The organism is Roseinatronobacter domitianus (genome assembly GCF_023336755.1).
In the GTDB taxonomy this organism is placed as follows: domain Bacteria; phylum Pseudomonadota; class Alphaproteobacteria; order Rhodobacterales; family Rhodobacteraceae; genus Roseinatronobacter; species Roseinatronobacter domitianus.
In genome coordinates this window covers 33744-48957 of record NZ_JALZWP010000013.1, presented here as the reverse complement: position 1 = coordinate 48957, position 15214 = coordinate 33744, and the positions used below count along the sequence as shown (strand labels likewise).

Here is a 15214-nt window from a genome sequence, read left to right as displayed (position 1 = left end):
CGGCGTGGATATGCTATGGCAAGGTGTAACGCGATGGAGGAGCGATATGGCGCTAGAGCTTTTGCGCGGGGTGATCCACCCGTGGCACCACGACCATTTCGGGCATATGAACGTGCGCCATTACGCGCCGTTTTTCGACGATGCCTGCTACCACATGTGGACCAAGCTGGGGCTGGCTTACCGCGACATGCTGGCCCAACATGGCGTGCATACCGTGACCGCGCAGGCGACCACCCGCTTTGTGGCCGAATTGCAGGCGGGTGATCTGATTGTCGTGACGGGCGTTGTGACCAAGATCGGCACGAAAAGCTGCGTGTTCCTGTTCGAGATGCGCCATGCCGATACCGGCGCGCTGCATGCGACCTATGAAGTGGTCGAGGTGTTTTTCGACCCGGCCACGCGCGGATCGACCGCGATGCCCGACGCAGTGCACACCAAGCTGGAGGCGGCGCTGGCATGAGCGATTTTGCCACCCGCGCGCGTGCCGCCTGCCTGCCCATGCGAGAGTTGTTCCCGCCCACGCCGCTTTTGCGCAACGATTATCTGTCGCAGAAATTCGGGGCCGATATCTGGCTGAAGCGCGAAGATTTAAGCCCGGTGCGCAGCTACAAGATACGCGGCGCGTTCAACGCCATGCGCAAGCAGTTGGACCGCGTGCCAGAAGGGCGCGCGTTCGTTTGCGCCAGTGCGGGCAACCATGCGCAGGGCGTGGCCTTTGCCTGCCGTCATTTCGGGGTGCAGGGCACGATCTTCATGCCGGTGACGACGCCACAACAGAAGATCATGAAAACCCGTAGCTTTGGCGCAGAGCATGTGACCATTCAGCTCATTGGCGACACGTTCGACCAGTCGCTGGCCGCGGCGCAGGCGTTTTGCACGGAACGCGGCGCGCATTTCCTGTCACCCTTCGACGACGAGGACGTGATCGAAGGACAGGCCAGTGTCGCGGTCGAGATGCTGGAGCAACTGGACCACGCGCCCGACATGGTGGTGCTGCCGGTGGGCGGCGGCGGCCTGAGCGCGGGGATGACCAGCTATCTGGCCCAGACCGCGCCGGACAGCGCGTTGCGCTATGTCGAACCCTTGGGCGGGGCATCCTTGCAGGCAGCATTGCGCGCGGGCGAACCTGTGACCTTGCCGCGCATCGACAGTTTCGTGGATGGCGCATCGGTGGCGCGGATCGGCGCGCGGACCTTCGCGCGGCTGAAACATGTGGACCCCGACCATGTGCTGATCGCGCCGGAAAACCGCATCTGCATTACCATGCTGGACCTGTTGAATGTGGAAGGGCTGGTGCTGGAACCGGCGGGCGCGCTGTCGCTGGATGTGCTGGAAAGCCTGCGCGGCCAGATCGCCGGCAAGACGGTTGTCTGCGTCGTCTCTGGCGGAAATTTCGATTTCGAGCGCCTGCCAGAGGTAAAAGAACGCGCGATGCGATTCGCGGGCAGCAAGAAATACCTGCTTTTGCGCCTACCCCAGCGCCCCGGCGCCTTGCGTGATTTCCTTGGCACTTTAGGCCCAGAGGACGACATTGCGCGCTTCGAATACCTGAAGAAAACCGCGCGTAATTTCGGCACGGTGTTGCTTGGAATCGAAACCACGAACCCCGACAATTTCAACGGGCTTTTTGCGCGTCTCGATGATGCGGGCTTTGCCTATTCCGACATAACCGAGGACGAGATCATGGCGAATTTCGTAATCTGAAACCAGACCTATCCGGTGCTGATCCGGTCGCGCCACTGGGTGGACAATTCGCGGCAGCAGGCCGGGAATTTTTCTGCAACGGCAAGGCGTTGTTCTTCGGTCGGGGCACCGCTGCGGGCATTCTCCTCCCCCGTGGCGCAGATCCGCGCCACGTTATCCAGCCCCAGGTTCAGGGCCGCCCCTTTCAGAAAATGGAATTCTGCGGCAATCGACATGGGGCCGGTGGCATGGGCCAACCGCTCCAGCCCTTCGGCAACTTCCGAGGCAAACAGCTCCAGCACCTCGCCCAGCGCTTCATCGCCGACTTCTTCATAGAGTTCAGACACTCTTGACCAATCTATCACGTTTGACCCCCAAATAATCTTTCACCGGCGACTCTGCGGCAAAGCCCCTAAAGATTCGTAAGGAAGTGGCAGGTCGCCGCGCACGACCGCCTGTTTTCATCGGGTGTTAATCCAGCACTGCAATACTAACGCTGCCCGGAAGCTCTGCGGGTTGGAACCTATGGATGATTGACGTGGATACCAGTGTAACACCGCAAGATGCTCCTTTGATCGCAACAATCCGCGCAAAACAAGCGTTGGTGGTGGATGACAGTGCAGCGCAACGGCTTGTTTTGGCCAAAAACCTGCAACGATGGGGCTATCAGGTGACACAAGCCGCATCGGGCGATGCGGCGATGGATCTGTGCGCGACCGGTCGGTTCGACCTGATTCTGTCGGACTGGATGATGCCGGGCATGAACGGGCTGGATTTTTGCCGCGCCTTTCGCGCGCTCGACCGGGAAAGTTATAGCTACTTCATCCTGCTGACCTCGAAGAACGACAAAAGTGCCGTGGCCGAAGGGTTGAATGTGGGCGCGGATGATTTTCTGTCAAAACCCGTCAGCACACCCGAATTGCGGGCGCGAATACGCGCGGGCGAGCGGTTGTTGGCGATGGAGCGGCAGGTCAAGGCCCGCAACGAAGAGCTTCAAGCTGCACTTCGCACGGTTCAGGCCCTGTATGACGCGGTTGATCGCGACCTGATGGAAGCCCGCAAGTTGCAACAATCGCTGATCCGCGACCGGTTCCATGATTTCGGCGGCAGCCAGTTGTCGCTGTTGCTGCATTCCTCGGGCCATGTCGGCGGCGACATGGTCGGCACATTTCCGATCAACGCGCAACGAATCGGCATCTATTCGCTGGACGTGTCGGGCCATGGCGTGGCGGCGGCATTGCTTGGGGCACGGATCGGCGGCATGTTCGGCGGTGCGCAGTCGCAAAATATCGCGCTGTCGCGCAATTACATGACCGGGCAGATGGAAGCGGTCGCCCCGCATGACGTGGCGGCCCGCATGAACACCCTGATGTTGCAAGAAATCGACACCGAGGCGTATCTGACCGTGGCCTATGCCGATCTGGACCTGACCACAGGGCGTTTGGTCATGGTGCAGGCGGGTCATCCGCATCCTGTTATCCAGCGGCTGGATGGCGGGGTGGAATTTTTGGGCGAAGGCGGGCTGCCCATCGGGCTGATAGAGGGCGCGCAATACAGCAGTTTCGAAGCCGAACTGCGCCCCGGCGACCGCCTGTTCCTGTATTCCGACGGGATTACCGAATGCGCGGATGGCACGGGTTTTGAATTTGGCGAAGACGGCTTGAGCAATCTGTTCGTCAAATTGGCCAAGCTGCGCGGCCTGTCGTTTCTGGATGCGTTGAAATGGGAATTGGCGCTGTGGTCCGGCCGGGACGAGTTCAGCGACGACATCTCTGGCGCGCTGCTGGAGTTCAGCGCCTACAAGCCCGGCACACCATGCCGGCCGCGCTACTACCGGGGCCAACCTACGCAACCGTAAGGCGTCTAACCCAGCGGCTTTCGAAAGAAAACCCGGTCGAACCCATCCTCTCGGTTGCGACCTGTGCAACTATACCCAAGCCCTTCATAGAATGGCAGGTTTTCGACCATCGCTGCATTGGTATATAAGGTCACAGCCTTGAGCCCCTGTTGCCGCGCCAAGGTTTCGACATGCGCAACCAGACGCTTGCCCAAACCGCGCCCCGCATGGTTCGGCCAGACCGCCAAAGTGTCGAGCGCCATGTCGCGCCCCACCCTGCGGCAGATGACATGGCCCAGAATGCACCCGTCTGGGCCGGTGGCGACATGCACCTGACCCTGCGCGATTGCAGGGGCCAAATCAGCCTGCATCGGGGCTGGTTCGCGGTTCATCCGCACGACATACCGCCCGAACGCCGCGCGGGTGCAGGCCCGGATCACATCCGCATCGGCCATGGTAGCGGGCCGGATCATCGCAACAGTGCAACCAGGAAACTGCGGTCGCCGTCATTTCCCAGCAGCGCCACGGCCTCTGGCAGTGGGCGCCATGCCGCACGATGCCCCGGTTCGGTGGGCGGGCCGACGGCGCGCAAGGGTTGCGCCAGATAAATGCTGCACAGCTTTTCCGCCCAAAGATCGTAATCGGGCATGTAGCAAAAGCGGCGGAACGCACCCAGCCGCCGCAAGGGCCGCACGCGCCAACCGGTTTCTTCGCGCACCTCGCGCCGCAAAGCCTGGGCCGCGCTTTCGTTCGCGTCGATCCCGCCACCCGGCAGTTGCCAGTCGTTTTCGGGCCAGCTTTGGTGCGTCAGCAAAACGTGATCGCCCTGTAAAACGATCGCATATGCCCCGTGGCGGCGCGTGTAGTGCTGCCCGTCCACGCGGGCATCGCCGAATCTGCGGATCATCCTTGGCCCTTCCGGTCTGGTTCCTATATGTGGGGACAAGCCTAAGCGCGCGCGGCGCGCTACACCAGCAAGGATATCTACCATGAGCATTGGCGAACAGATCGCCTGGGACGACACGGTTCTGCCGTTCCAACTGGACAATAGCGACATTCGCGGCCGTGTCGCACGGCTGGATGGCGCGCTGGAAAACGTGTTGGAAAAACACGCATATCCGCCTGTGGTCGAAGCCCTGATTGCCGAGGCCACGCTGCTGACCGCGATGATCGGCCAGACCATAAAACTGCGCTGGAAACTGTCGTTGCAAATTCGCGGCGACGGGCCGGTGCGGCTGATCGCAACCGACTATTACGCCCCCGAAGCCGAAGGTGCGCCCGCGCGCATCCGGGCCTATGCCAGTTTCGACCGCGACCGTCTGGACACGCAGGCAGAGCCCTACAGCCAGATCGGCAAGGGCTATTTCGCCATCCTGATCGACCAAGGGCCAGACATGACGCCGTATCAGGGGATCACCCCGCTTGCGGGAAAATCCTTGAGCGCCTGTGCCGAAACCTATTTCGCCCAATCCGAACAGTTGCCAACCCGCTTTGCGCTATCCTTCGGGCGTGCAACCCTGCCCGGCCAGCCGCAGGCGTGGCGGGCTGGGGGCGTGATGTTGCAGCACATGCCCGGCAATTCCGAAGCCCCCAAGCGCGAGGCCGCAGAGCAGGCCGAAAACTGGACCCGCGCCAATATGCTTCTGGACACGGTCGAGGAGCTGGAACTGATCGGCCCGCGTGTCGGCCCGCCCGAATTGCTGGCCCGCCTGTTCCACGAGGAAGCGCCACGCGTCTATGACCCGCAGCCAGTGCATTTTGGCTGCTCCTGCTCAGAGGAAAAAGTGCGCAGCACGTTGTCGATTTATTCTGCCAAGGATATCGGCACAATGACCACGCCAGAGGGCACCGTCACCGCCGACTGCCAGTTTTGCGGCGCGCATTATGTCATGGACCCAGCCACGCTAGGCTTCGAGGGTAAGGATGGATGACCGCTTGCGCGCAGCCTTGGCACTCCCTGCCGATGCGTCGAGCGATTTTGACCTGAATCCTATCCTCGCGCCGACCGATCCGGCACGCAAGTTGCGGCCTGCTGCGGTTCTGCTTGCTGTCGATGATGCGGGCGGCGTGGTGCTGACCAAGCGCGCCTCGCATCTGCGCCATCATCCCGGCCAGATTGCCTTTCCCGGTGGGCGGCAGGATACGGGCGACCCCGATCTTGCCGCCACCGCCTTGCGAGAATCGCAGGAAGAAATCGGGCTGGACCCGTCGCAGGTGCGCATTCTGGGCACGCTGCCCACGCATGAAACGGTAACGGGGTTTCTAATCACGCCCTTTGTCGCGCGACTGGACGGTGCGTTCAGTCCCCGCCCCGAACCGGGCGAGGTGGCCGAAGTGTTCCGCGTGCCCCTGGCGCATGTCACCGACCCCGCGCGCTTTGTGATTGAACGCCGCATCTGGCGCGGACAATGGCGGCATTTCTATGCGGTGCCATGGGGGCCGTATTATACTTGGGGCGCGAGTGCGCGCATCTTGCGCGGGCTGGCGGAACGGATGGCGCAATGCGGGTAAGCGGCGACTGGCTGGACAATGACCGCACGCAGACGGTGCTGGACCTGCTGACCGGCGCGGGCCATGCGGCCTATGCGGTCGGCGGCTGCGTGCGCAACGCGGCACTGGGCGAGGCGGTGACGGATGTGGACATTGCCACATCTGCCCGGCCCGAGACCGTGATTGCGCTGGCGACAAGCGCGGGCCTGCGCGCCGTGCCCACGGGGCTCGCGCATGGCACGGTGACATTGATCGCAGGGGGCGAGGGGTTCGAGGTGACAACCTTTCGCCGCGACGTGGCGACCGACGGGCGCCATGCCGAAGTCGCCTTTTCCGACAGGATAGAGGACGACGCCGCACGCCGCGACTTCACCATGAATGCGCTTTATGCCGATGCGGCGGGGCATGTTCTGGACCCGCTTGGTGGCATGGACGACCTGCGCGCGCGACGCTTGCGCTTCGTGGGCGACCCCGCCCAGCGCATTGCCGAAGATTATCTGCGAATTCTGCGCTTTTTCCGCTTTCATGCGCAGTATGGCGACCCGGATCATGGGCTTGATGCCGATGGTCTGGCCGCATGTGCAGCGGGGGTAGATGGACTGGCACGGTTGTCCGCAGAGCGGGTCACATCGGAACTGCGCAAACTCTTGTCTGCGCGTGACCCTGCGCCTTCAGTCGCGGCAATGGATCATGCGGGCGTGTTGGCGCGGGTCTTGCCGGGGGCTGACCCGCGCGCACTGGCCCCCTTGGTGCATCTGGAGGGGGCACGCGCGCCGCACTGGATGCGGCGCCTCGCGGTTCTTGGCCCGTCCATCGACCATCTGCGGCTCACCAAGGCCGAAACACGCAGCCTGACACGCCTGCGCGATGCGTTGGGCGACATGACCGCGCCTGCGGTGCTCGGCTACCGTCTGGGCGCGGAGTTGGGCGAGGATGCGGTTCTGGCGCGCGCAGCGGTTCTGGAAAGCCCCCTGCCCCCAGATTGGCAGGCAGAGGTCACGCGCGGCACAAATGCGCATTTCCCCATCCGCGCGGCAGATTTGCCGGGGCTAGAGGGCGCGGCGCTGGGGCAACACTTAAAAGCATTGGAAGCCCGCTGGATCGCCTCGGATTTCAGCGCCACGCGCAATGATCTGCTGAGCTGACTGGCGAAAAGCCGGGCAACGCCCTATGTCCTGATCAAAGGACGCTTCATGCTGCAAAAGACAGACCCCACCCAAAAACCGACCCTTGCCTTTCGGCTGGCGGGCCTGATCGACGGCTTCGCCCATGCGGATGGGCCACCACCGCAAAGCCTGCTGCGGTTTATGCTGTGGTCGGTCAAAGGGTCTTGGCCGGTGCTGGCGCTGGCCACGGTCATCTCTGCCATCGTCGGCTCGACCGAGGTCATCTCGGCGCTGCTGCTTGGCCAGATCATTGACGCAGCGGTGGGGACCGGCGCGCAGGGTTTTATCGCCGCGCATGGCTGGCTGATCGCCGGGTTCATCCTGTTTTTCATCGTGCTGCGCCCCTTGGCCTTCGGGATATCCTCGGCAGCAAACAGCATCGTCGTGCAGCCCAATATCTTCGTTCTGGTGCAATCGCGGCTGAACCGTTGGACGTTGGGCCAGCCCGTTACCTTTTTCGACAATGACTTTGCGGGCCGTATTGCGCAAAAGCAGGTGCAGACCGCGCGCGCATTGACCGATGTGGCGAATGAAACGATCAACACAATGGCTTTCGCGCTGTCGTCGATCATCGGCTCGGTTGTGCTGCTCTTCACCATCGATGCGCGCATGGCGCTTGTGCTGGCGGTCTGGCTGGTGGCCTATCTGGCGCTGATCCGGTATTTCCTGCCACAAGTGCGCGAGCGTTCGGGCAAACGGGCGGGTGCCCGCGCAAAGGTCAGCGGGCAGGTTGTCGACACGATCAGCAACATCAAGACCGTCAAACTGTTCGCCCATGCCGATTTCGAGGACCGCGCCGCGCTGAACGCCATGGGCGTGTTCCGTGACCGCTCTGTCGAGTTTGGCGAGGTGCAGGCGTGGTTTCGCTTTGCCCTTATGGTGGTTGCGGGCATTCTGCCAGTGCTGCTGATTGGCGGCACGTTGTGGCTTTGGTCTATCGGTGCGGCCAGCACCGGCGACATTGCTGCCGCTGGGGCCGTCGCCATTCGTATTGCGCAGATGACCGGCTGGGTCAGTTTCGTGCTGATGGCGATTTACTCCAATATCGGAGAGATCGAGGACGGCATGAAAACCCTGACACCGCGTCCCGACCTGACCGATGCGCCAGACGCGGTCGAAATTGGCCGCGCCGATGGGGCCGTGGCGTTCGAGGACGTGGGCTTTGCCTATGGGCGTGACAAGGGCGGGGTAGACCGTCTGACCCTGCGCATTGGCAAGGGTGAGAAAATTGGAATTGTCGGGGCATCCGGTGCCGGGAAATCCACGCTCGTCGCACTGTTGCTGCGGCTTTATGACGTGGAAGCGGGGCGCATCACGCTGGACGGGGGCGACATTCGCAAGCTGACGCAGGAAAGCCTGCGCCGCAACATTGCGATGGTCACGCAGGAAACGGCCATGTTCAACCGCTCGGCGCTGGAGAATATCCGCTATGGTCGCCCCGATGCCACCCGCGCCGAAATAGAGGCCGCCGCAAAGGCCGCCGAAGCGCATGAGTTCATCAAGGATTTGCAAGATCATGAAGGACGCCGCGGTTATGACGCGCAACTGGGCGAGCGCGGCGTGCGCCTGTCAGGCGGGCAACGCCAACGCATTGCCTTGGCGCGCGCCTTTTTGAAAAATGCGCCCATTCTGGTTCTGGACGAGGCCACTTCGGCGCTGGACTCCGAGGTCGAGGCCGCCGTGCAGGATGCGCTGCAACCGCTGATGCAGGGTAAAACCGTGCTGGCGATTGCGCACCGCCTCAGCACCATTGCGCAGCTTGACCGGATTATCGTGCTTGACGATGGTCGCATTGTCGAGCAAGGCACGCATGAAGAATTGCTGTCCAATAGCGGCACCTATGCCCGTTTCTGGGCACGGCAATCGGGCGGTTTTCTGGGCACGGATGATAACGCAGAACACGCATAAGGCCATGTCATGACGCTGACCATTACACGCTTGGGGCATCATGGCGATGGGATTGCCGAGGGGCCTGTCTTTGTGCCGCGCACCCTGCCCGGTGAGGTGGTTGAAGGCGAGATCGCGCAAGGACGTTTGGCAGCGCCGCGTATCCTGACGCCTTCGCCCGAACGGGTTGCCGCGCCCTGCCCGCATTACAAAGCCTGCGGGGGATGCGCGCTTCAGCATGCGCGCGAAGGCTTTGTCACCGGTTGGAAAGAAAGCGTGATCCGGCAAGCGTTGGCTGCGCAAGGGTTGGACGCGCCCTTCCATGCGCCGCATATATCGGGCCTGCACACCCGCAGGCGAGCCACATTTTCCGGGCGGCGGTTGAAGAAGGGCGCGCTTGTGGGGTTCCATGCGCGCGCCTGCGACACGGTGGCATCCGTGCCCGACTGCCTGATCTTGCGGCCCGAACTGACCGCTGCTTTGCCGCTGCTGGAAGATCTGGTCACGATGGCGGGCTCTCGCAAAGGCGAAATGGCGCTGTCGCTGACCTTGTCTGACGTTGGGCTGGACCTGTCCGTGACATGCGGCAAGCTGCTGGACGGGCCGTTGCAGGCCACCCTGGGGCAATGGGCGGGCGCGAACGGGTTGGCACGGCTGGCATGGGATGGCGAGGTGATCGCCCAAGCCGCGCCGCCGCTGCAAACCTTTGGTCGCGCGAAGGTCGCCCCGCCGCCGGGGGCGTTTCTGCAAGCCACGGCAGACGCGCAAGCGGCTTTGCAATCGGCAGTCGGCAAAGCCGTGGGGGACGCTCCGCGCGTGGCCGATCTGTTTGCAGGATGTGGCACTTTTGCTTTGCCCTTGGCCGAAGGGGCAGAGGTTCATGCCGTCGAAAGCGTGGCCGAGATGCTGACCGCCCTTGACCATGGATGGCGGCATGCAACAGGGCTAAAACGCATCACCCATGAAACCCGCGATCTGTTCCGCAACCCGCTTTTGCCCGAAGACCTTGCGCGCTTTGACGCCGTCGTGATTGACCCGCCCCGCGCGGGCGCCGAGGCGCAGGTGCGCGCGCTGGCCGACAGCGCCGTGCCGCGCATTGCCGCCGTGTCCTGCAATCCGGTTACATTCGCGCGCGACGCGAAAATTCTGTGTGACGCGGGCTACCGGCTAGATTGGGTGCAGATGGTCGATCAATTCCGCTTCAGCCCGCATGTGGAGCTTGCAGCCGCCTTCGCAAGGTAACATATCTGCGCAAACTTAATTTTCGGGGATATGTCATGTTCAGCCGCGCCAATATCGCCGCCTTTCTGGACCAAGCCTGGGTGCGCAATGGCGTGATCGGGGTGATCCTGTTCAATGCCGTGTTGCTGGGCATGGAAACCTCGCGCCCGGTGATGAATGCGATTGGCCCTGTCATTCTGATACTGGACAAGATTTGTCTTGGCATTTTCGTGGTTGAACTGGCGCTGAAACTTTACGCCCATCGCGCGCAATTCTGGCGGTCAGGCTGGAATATCTTCGATTTCATCATCATTGCCATCGCGCTAATGCCAGCCACCCAAGGGTTCAGCGTATTGCGCGCCCTTCGTATCTTGCGCTTGTTGCGCGTGGTGTCGGTCAGCCCCAGCCTGCGGCGCGTGGTAGAGGGTTTCATTTCGGCACTGCCCGGCATGGGGTCGGTGTTTTTGCTGATGGGGATGATTTTCTACATTGGCGCGGTTATGGCGACCAAGCTGTTCCAGAACAGTTTTCCGCAATGGTTCGGCGATCTGGGTAATTCGGCCTATTCGCTGTTTCAGATCATGACGCTGGAATCATGGTCGATGGGCATCGTCCGCCCGGTGATGGAAGTGTATCCCTATGCGTGGGCGTTTTTCGTGCCTTTCATTATGGTCACGACCTTTGCGGTGGTAAACCTGCTGGTCGGTCTGATCGTGAATTCGATGCAGGACGCCCATGCAGCGGAGTCGAACAAAGCGACAGACGAATACCGCGACGAAGTGCTGACCCGACTGCGTGAGATCGAACAGAAACTGGCCGACCGCGACAGATGACGCGGACGTGAGCGGGGGCGCAGCTTGGCAGGTTTCGCGGCTTCGGGCATAGTGGCAAGAAACCCCAGAGGATTCGATGCAGTTTGCCCGCTTGTTTCTAGCCATGTCGCTTTTGGCGGTCCTGACCGCCTGTGCGCCCACCAAATTCCGCAGCTATAGCGGGCCAGAAGTGACCCGTGTGGTGGTTTACAAAGCCGAACGCCAGATGGAGTTGCGGCATTACGGCACGGTGCTGAAAAGCTACCGAGTGCAGCTTGGTGGCACGCCCTTCGGACACAAGGAGCGCGAAGGCGATAGGCGCACACCCGAAGGCGATTACATCATCGACCGGCGCAACCCCAACAGCGCGTTTCACCTGTCCATCGGCATTGATTACCCGAACGAGGCCGACCGCGCCCATGCGCAGGCCAATGGCTGGCGTCCGGGCGGCGATATTTTCATCCACGGGCGCGGCCCCCGGTTTCAGCGCGCGCGCGGCGATTGGACCGATGGGTGCATTGCCGTAACCGACCGGCAGATGGAAGACATCTACGCTATGGTCCGCAACGGCACGCCAATCACGATTTTCGCGTCAAAGCAGCAAGAGTTGGAACGCACCGGCACAGCCGTCCCGCTCCAAGCCGCGGCGCAGGTGGCGCCAGCGGTTTCCGGGGTTGCCGTGCTGACGCCCGGACCCGACACGCCCCGGCCTAGACCGTCCCCCGCCCGTGCGGGGCCATGAATTCTGGGCGTGGGTTGATCGGGATGATGCGATACGGATTAATCGTGTCATGGCTGTAATGATAATGCCGCACGATATGATCGAAATGCACCGTCTCCGCCACGCCGGGGTGTTGGTATAGGTCGCGTGTATAGGCCCAGAGCGCCGGGTAATCCACGATCCGCGCGCGGTTGCATTTGAAATGCATGTGGTACACGAGATCAAACCTCGCAAGGGTCGGGAACAGCCGCCAATCGGCTTCGGTCAACCTGTCGCCAGCGACATAGCGCTGGTGTGACAGCCGCTCTTCCAGCCAGTCAAGCGTATCGAACAGCGGATAAACAGCATCCTCATAGGCCGCCTGCGTGGTCGCGAACCCGGATTTATAGACACCGTTGTTCAGCGTATCGTAAACACGGGCGTTGACCGCGTCGATCTCTGGGCGCAGGGCTTCGGGGGAGTAGTCGTCGGTATTCCCGGTCAGCGCGTTGAACGCCGAATTGAACATGCGGATAATTTCCGAGCTTTCATTCGAAACGATCTTGCCTTGCGCCTTATCCCACAAAATGGGCACCGTGGCCCGGCCCGACACCTTGGGATCAGCCCGGATGTAGATGTCGCGGATATGGTCGCTGCCAAAAAGCGTGTCGCCGGTCGCGCCGGGAAAATCAGTCGCAAAGCTCCAGCCATCGTTCAACATGTCGGGATGGACCACGGACACGTCGATCAGGTCGCTCAGCCCTTTCAACGCGCGAAAGATCAACGCGCGATGCGCCCAAGGGCAGGCATAGGACACGTATAGGTGATAGCGCCCTGCCTCTGCCCTGAAGCCTGCGTCACCCGTTGGGCCCGCGTCACCATCCGCCGTCACCCAGTTGCGAAACCGCGACGTGTCACGCTGAAACGCCCCTGCGGTTTTCTTGGTGTCATACCATTGGTCAGACCATTTGCCGTCGATCAGAACGCCCATATCAAATCCCCTTTGCTGTTGTACGATAGCTAAGGTGCAATTCCACGCGAACCAATCTGCGCAGATGCGCAGGCAATGTGCGGCGCATTGATATGGCCTCACGCGAGAGTGACACGATTTTCCGTCGGCCATGATACCTAGTGCAAGACAACATCAACAGGAGGAGACACGATGACCACACTCAACACGACAACACTCACCCGTCGCAGCCTGATGGCTGCCGGGGCGACTCTGCCACTGGCAGGACTGGCCGTGCCCCACTCCGCCCGCGCGGAAGCGCCGATGATGGGGGCCAGTTTCGCTCGTCACCGCCGATTCAACATTGGCGGGTTCGAGGTAACGACCATTCTGGCCGGCACCACCCCGCGCGAAAACCCGCAAGGAATTTTCGGGATGAACGTCTCGGAAGAGGAATTCGCAGAAGTCAGCCGGGCCAATTTCCTGTCCACCGATGTATCGCAGTTCTTCTTCACACCCACAGTGGTCAATACCGGGTCGGAACTGGTTCTGTTTGACACCGGGCTGAACGGGGATGCGATCACGGATGCGCTGGCGAGTGCCGGTTACACACCCGACCAGATCGACATCGTGGTGCTGACGCATATGCATGGCGACCATATCGGCGGCATGATGACGGATGGCGAAGCCACCTTCCCGAATGCACGCTATGTCACCGGCCAAACGGAATTCGACCATTGGGCGGCAGCGGGCAATGACGGCTTTGACGCCAATGTCCGCCCGATGGCCGAGATGATGAGCTTCATCAGCGATGGTGGCGACGTGGTGACGGGGATAACCGGCATGGCCGCGCCCGGACATACGCCGGGGCATATGGTCTATCGTCTGCAAAGCGAGGGCGCGGGGCTGGTGATCTTTGCGGACCTTGCCAACCACCCTGTCTGGTCGCTGGCACGGCCCGACTGGGAAGTGCGCTTTGACTCGGACAAGGCCATGGCTGCCGAAAGCCGCCGTCGTGTGCTGGGCATGATCGCCGCCGACCGTATTCCGGCCATCGGCTATCATATGCCCTTCCCCGCTGTAGGCTATGTCGATACGGGGCGGGATGGAGCCGCGTTCCGTTGGGTGCCCGAAGCCGGACAGTTGATGGGCTGAGGCTGCCTGCAAAACGACCCGCCCCGGCCTTGAGCCGGGGCCTCTGCCCGCAGGTCCAAACAAGAGGCCCCGGCTCAAGGCCGGGGCGCGCCCACATTGTGACGCAGGTTATTGCAAATCACTGAACGCGCGCTGTAGCCTCGCCACGGCATCGACAATCACCGATCGCGGCGCGCCAAGGTTAAAGCGCAGGTAGCTTGCACCGCCGGTCCCGAATGTCGGACCATGATTGGCAACGATCTTTGCGCTCTCTTCCACCCGCGCGGTGAACTCTGCCATATCCATGCCGGTACCAGAAAAATCCACCCATGCCAGATATGTGGATTGCAGCGGCATCGAGCGCAGGCCGGGAATGGCGTTCACGCCTGCGTCGAACACCCGGCGGTTTTCGTCAAGGTAGGCCAGCAGGGCCTCGACCCACTCTGCCCCTTGGGGCGAGTAAGCGGCTGTCACCGCGTGCAGACCAAAGCTGTTGGGCGAAATGCCGAGCGCACCAAGGCTCGCTGTGAATTGAGCTCGCAACCGGTCATCGGTGATAATGACCTGCCCGCAATGCGTGCCCGCGATATTGAAGGTCTTTGATGGTGCGGTCAGCATGACCACGCGGTCCATCTGCTCGGGCGCGGCCACGGGCATGACGGTGTGGTTATGACCCGGCATGACCAGATCATGATGAATTTCATCCGACACCAGAATCAAATCATGTCGCGCACAAAACGCCGCAACCGCGCGCAACTCGTCCACCGTCCAGACCCGCCCGCCGGGATTGTGCGGCGAGCAGAGTATGACCATCCGGGTGCCCGCATCGATCAACGCCTCGGCGGCCTCAAGGTCCATCTGGTAAAGGCCATCGCACTCCACCAGCGGACATTCGACAACCCGCCGCCCGGCCGAATGGATAACGCGTGCGAAAGCGTGATACACGGGCGTAAACAGCATCACCCCATCGCCCGGCGCGGTCCATGTGTGCAGACACAGCCCCACCGCGTTAACCAACCCATGTGTGGTGGAAATATGCGCAGGGTCAAGTTGCCAGCCGTGGCGATGCTCCATCCACCAGCAGATCGCGGCGCGATACGCGCTGTCATCGCCGAAATAGCCGTAAACGCCGTGATCCAGCATGGCTTGCAGCGCGTCCTGCACCGCCTGGGGCGGGCGAAAATCCATATCCGCGACCCACATCGCCAAACCGTCATCCGGGGACACGCCATAGATCGGCTCCATCATGTCCCACTTGGAAGAATGCGTGCCGCGTCGGTCGATGATCTCGTCGAAATTCATGGGCTACCCTCTGTTTTTTGGCAAGCTGTCCCG

16 protein-coding genes are annotated in these 15214 nt (G+C 61.9%); 11 read left to right on the top strand and 5 right to left on the bottom strand.

The window, feature by feature from the left end; all coding sequences use genetic code 11:
• Nucleotides 1–46 precede the first annotated feature (46 nt).
• Nucleotides 47–460: an acyl-CoA thioesterase gene (locus tag M3N55_RS12730; protein WP_249059669.1), complete on the top strand. Its 414-nt coding sequence runs from the start codon at nt 47–49 to the stop codon at nt 458–460.
• Complete coding sequence (gene ilvA, locus M3N55_RS12725) at nt 457–1704, top strand: threonine ammonia-lyase IlvA (RefSeq protein WP_249059668.1); 1248 nt, start codon at nt 457–459, stop codon at nt 1702–1704. The genes M3N55_RS12730 and ilvA overlap by 4 nt, the downstream gene beginning before the upstream one ends.
• 8 nt (nt 1705–1712) lie before the next feature.
• Here ilvA and M3N55_RS12720 read toward each other — a convergent pair whose 3' ends face one another.
• On the bottom strand, nt 1713–2030 hold the full coding sequence (locus tag M3N55_RS12720) for an Hpt domain-containing protein (protein WP_249059667.1): 318 nt from the start codon (nt 2028–2030) through the stop codon (nt 1713–1715).
• 182 nt (nt 2031–2212) lie between these two features.
• On the opposite strand from M3N55_RS12720, the gene M3N55_RS12715 reads away from it, so the two are divergent.
• Nucleotides 2213–3541: a PP2C family protein-serine/threonine phosphatase gene (locus tag M3N55_RS12715; RefSeq protein ID WP_249059666.1), complete on the top strand. Its 1329-nt coding sequence runs from the start codon at nt 2213–2215 to the stop codon at nt 3539–3541.
• A 5-nt stretch (nt 3542–3546) separates the two neighbouring features.
• Here M3N55_RS12715 and M3N55_RS12710 read toward each other — a convergent pair whose 3' ends face one another.
• The gene (locus M3N55_RS12710; protein WP_249059664.1) at nt 3547–3993 is read right to left on the bottom strand and encodes a GNAT family N-acetyltransferase; all 447 of its coding nucleotides are present in this window, start codon (nt 3991–3993) and stop codon (nt 3547–3549) included.
• Entirely contained in the window at nt 3990–4427 is a 438-nt protein-coding gene (locus M3N55_RS12705) for an NUDIX domain-containing protein (RefSeq protein ID WP_249059663.1), read from the bottom strand. Before M3N55_RS12705 ends, M3N55_RS12710 begins: the two co-directional genes overlap by 4 nt.
• Nucleotides 4428–4509: 82 nt before the next feature.
• On the opposite strand from M3N55_RS12705, the gene hslO reads away from it, so the two are divergent.
• The 7 genes from hslO to M3N55_RS12670 all read left to right on the top strand — a co-directional run bounded on the left by hslO (nt 4510) and on the right by M3N55_RS12670 (nt 11838).
• Nucleotides 4510–5451 carry an Hsp33 family molecular chaperone HslO gene (gene hslO, locus M3N55_RS12700; RefSeq protein WP_249059662.1) on the top strand — a complete coding sequence of 314 codons (942 nt, stop codon included), beginning with the start codon at nt 4510–4512 and terminating at the stop codon, nt 5449–5451.
• Nucleotides 5444–6031: an NUDIX hydrolase gene (locus tag M3N55_RS12695; protein ID WP_249059659.1), complete on the top strand. Its 588-nt coding sequence runs from the start codon at nt 5444–5446 to the stop codon at nt 6029–6031. Before hslO ends, M3N55_RS12695 begins: the two co-directional genes overlap by 8 nt.
• Nucleotides 6022–7155: a CCA tRNA nucleotidyltransferase gene (locus tag M3N55_RS12690; protein ID WP_249059658.1), complete on the top strand. Its 1134-nt coding sequence runs from the start codon at nt 6022–6024 to the stop codon at nt 7153–7155. Before M3N55_RS12695 ends, M3N55_RS12690 begins: the two co-directional genes overlap by 10 nt.
• Nucleotides 7156–7203: 48 nt before the next feature.
• Nucleotides 7204–9084 carry an ABC transporter ATP-binding protein gene (locus M3N55_RS12685; RefSeq protein ID WP_249059655.1) on the top strand — a complete coding sequence of 627 codons (1881 nt, stop codon included), beginning with the start codon at nt 7204–7206 and terminating at the stop codon, nt 9082–9084.
• Nucleotides 9085–9093: 9 nt separating this feature from the next.
• Nucleotides 9094–10305, top strand: a complete 1212-nt coding sequence (locus tag M3N55_RS12680) for a class I SAM-dependent RNA methyltransferase (RefSeq protein WP_249059654.1) — start codon at nt 9094–9096, stop codon at nt 10303–10305.
• A 35-nt stretch (nt 10306–10340) separates the two neighbouring features.
• Complete coding sequence (locus M3N55_RS12675) at nt 10341–11117, top strand: ion transporter (RefSeq protein ID WP_249059652.1); 777 nt, start codon at nt 10341–10343, stop codon at nt 11115–11117.
• A gap of 76 nt (nt 11118–11193) precedes the next feature.
• Nucleotides 11194–11838 carry a L,D-transpeptidase family protein gene (locus M3N55_RS12670; RefSeq protein ID WP_346429273.1) on the top strand — a complete coding sequence of 215 codons (645 nt, stop codon included), beginning with the start codon at nt 11194–11196 and terminating at the stop codon, nt 11836–11838.
• On the opposite strand, the gene M3N55_RS12665 is transcribed toward M3N55_RS12670, so the two are convergent.
• The gene (locus M3N55_RS12665) at nt 11807–12787 is read right to left on the bottom strand and encodes a glutathione S-transferase family protein (protein WP_249059650.1); all 981 of its coding nucleotides are present in this window, start codon (nt 12785–12787) and stop codon (nt 11807–11809) included. The two genes, M3N55_RS12670 and M3N55_RS12665, sit on opposite strands and share 32 nt — an antisense overlap.
• 171 nt (nt 12788–12958) lie before the next feature.
• On the opposite strand from M3N55_RS12665, the gene M3N55_RS12660 reads away from it, so the two are divergent.
• Nucleotides 12959–13900, top strand: a complete 942-nt coding sequence (locus tag M3N55_RS12660; protein WP_249059647.1) for an MBL fold metallo-hydrolase — start codon at nt 12959–12961, stop codon at nt 13898–13900.
• Between the two features lie 108 nt (nt 13901–14008).
• Here M3N55_RS12660 and M3N55_RS12655 read toward each other — a convergent pair whose 3' ends face one another.
• Nucleotides 14009–15181 carry a MalY/PatB family protein gene (locus M3N55_RS12655; protein ID WP_249059645.1) on the bottom strand — a complete coding sequence of 391 codons (1173 nt, stop codon included), beginning with the start codon at nt 15179–15181 and terminating at the stop codon, nt 14009–14011.
• Nucleotides 15182–15214 lie beyond the last annotated feature (33 nt).

Excerpts from the sequence above, each read along its gene's own strand:
- M3N55_RS12675 (WP_249059652.1), top strand. The coding sequence starts at position 10,341 with ATGTTCAGCCGCGCCAATATCGCCGCCTTTCTGGACCAAGCCTGGGTG.
- M3N55_RS12695 (WP_249059659.1), top strand. The coding sequence starts at position 5,444 with ATGGATGACCGCTTGCGCGCAGCCTTGGCACTCCCTGCCGATGCGTCG.
- M3N55_RS12710 (WP_249059664.1), bottom strand. The coding sequence starts at position 3,993 with ATGATCCGGCCCGCTACCATGGCCGATGCGGATGTGATCCGGGCCTGC.
- M3N55_RS12705 (WP_249059663.1), bottom strand. The coding sequence starts at position 4,427 with ATGATCCGCAGATTCGGCGATGCCCGCGTGGACGGGCAGCACTACACG.
- M3N55_RS12655 (WP_249059645.1), bottom strand. The coding sequence starts at position 15,181 with ATGAATTTCGACGAGATCATCGACCGACGCGGCACGCATTCTTCCAAG.
- M3N55_RS12670 (WP_346429273.1), top strand. The coding sequence starts at position 11,194 with ATGCAGTTTGCCCGCTTGTTTCTAGCCATGTCGCTTTTGGCGGTCCTG.
- M3N55_RS12665 (WP_249059650.1), bottom strand. The coding sequence starts at position 12,787 with ATGGGCGTTCTGATCGACGGCAAATGGTCTGACCAATGGTATGACACC.
- M3N55_RS12715 (WP_249059666.1), top strand. The coding sequence starts at position 2,213 with ATGATTGACGTGGATACCAGTGTAACACCGCAAGATGCTCCTTTGATC.
- M3N55_RS12730 (WP_249059669.1), top strand. The coding sequence starts at position 47 with ATGGCGCTAGAGCTTTTGCGCGGGGTGATCCACCCGTGGCACCACGAC.
- M3N55_RS12660 (WP_249059647.1), top strand. The coding sequence starts at position 12,959 with ATGACCACACTCAACACGACAACACTCACCCGTCGCAGCCTGATGGCT.
- ilvA (WP_249059668.1), top strand. The coding sequence starts at position 457 with ATGAGCGATTTTGCCACCCGCGCGCGTGCCGCCTGCCTGCCCATGCGA.
- M3N55_RS12685 (WP_249059655.1), top strand. The coding sequence starts at position 7,204 with ATGCTGCAAAAGACAGACCCCACCCAAAAACCGACCCTTGCCTTTCGG.
- M3N55_RS12680 (WP_249059654.1), top strand. The coding sequence starts at position 9,094 with ATGACGCTGACCATTACACGCTTGGGGCATCATGGCGATGGGATTGCC.
- M3N55_RS12690 (WP_249059658.1), top strand. The coding sequence starts at position 6,022 with ATGCGGGTAAGCGGCGACTGGCTGGACAATGACCGCACGCAGACGGTG.
- hslO (WP_249059662.1), top strand. The coding sequence starts at position 4,510 with ATGAGCATTGGCGAACAGATCGCCTGGGACGACACGGTTCTGCCGTTC.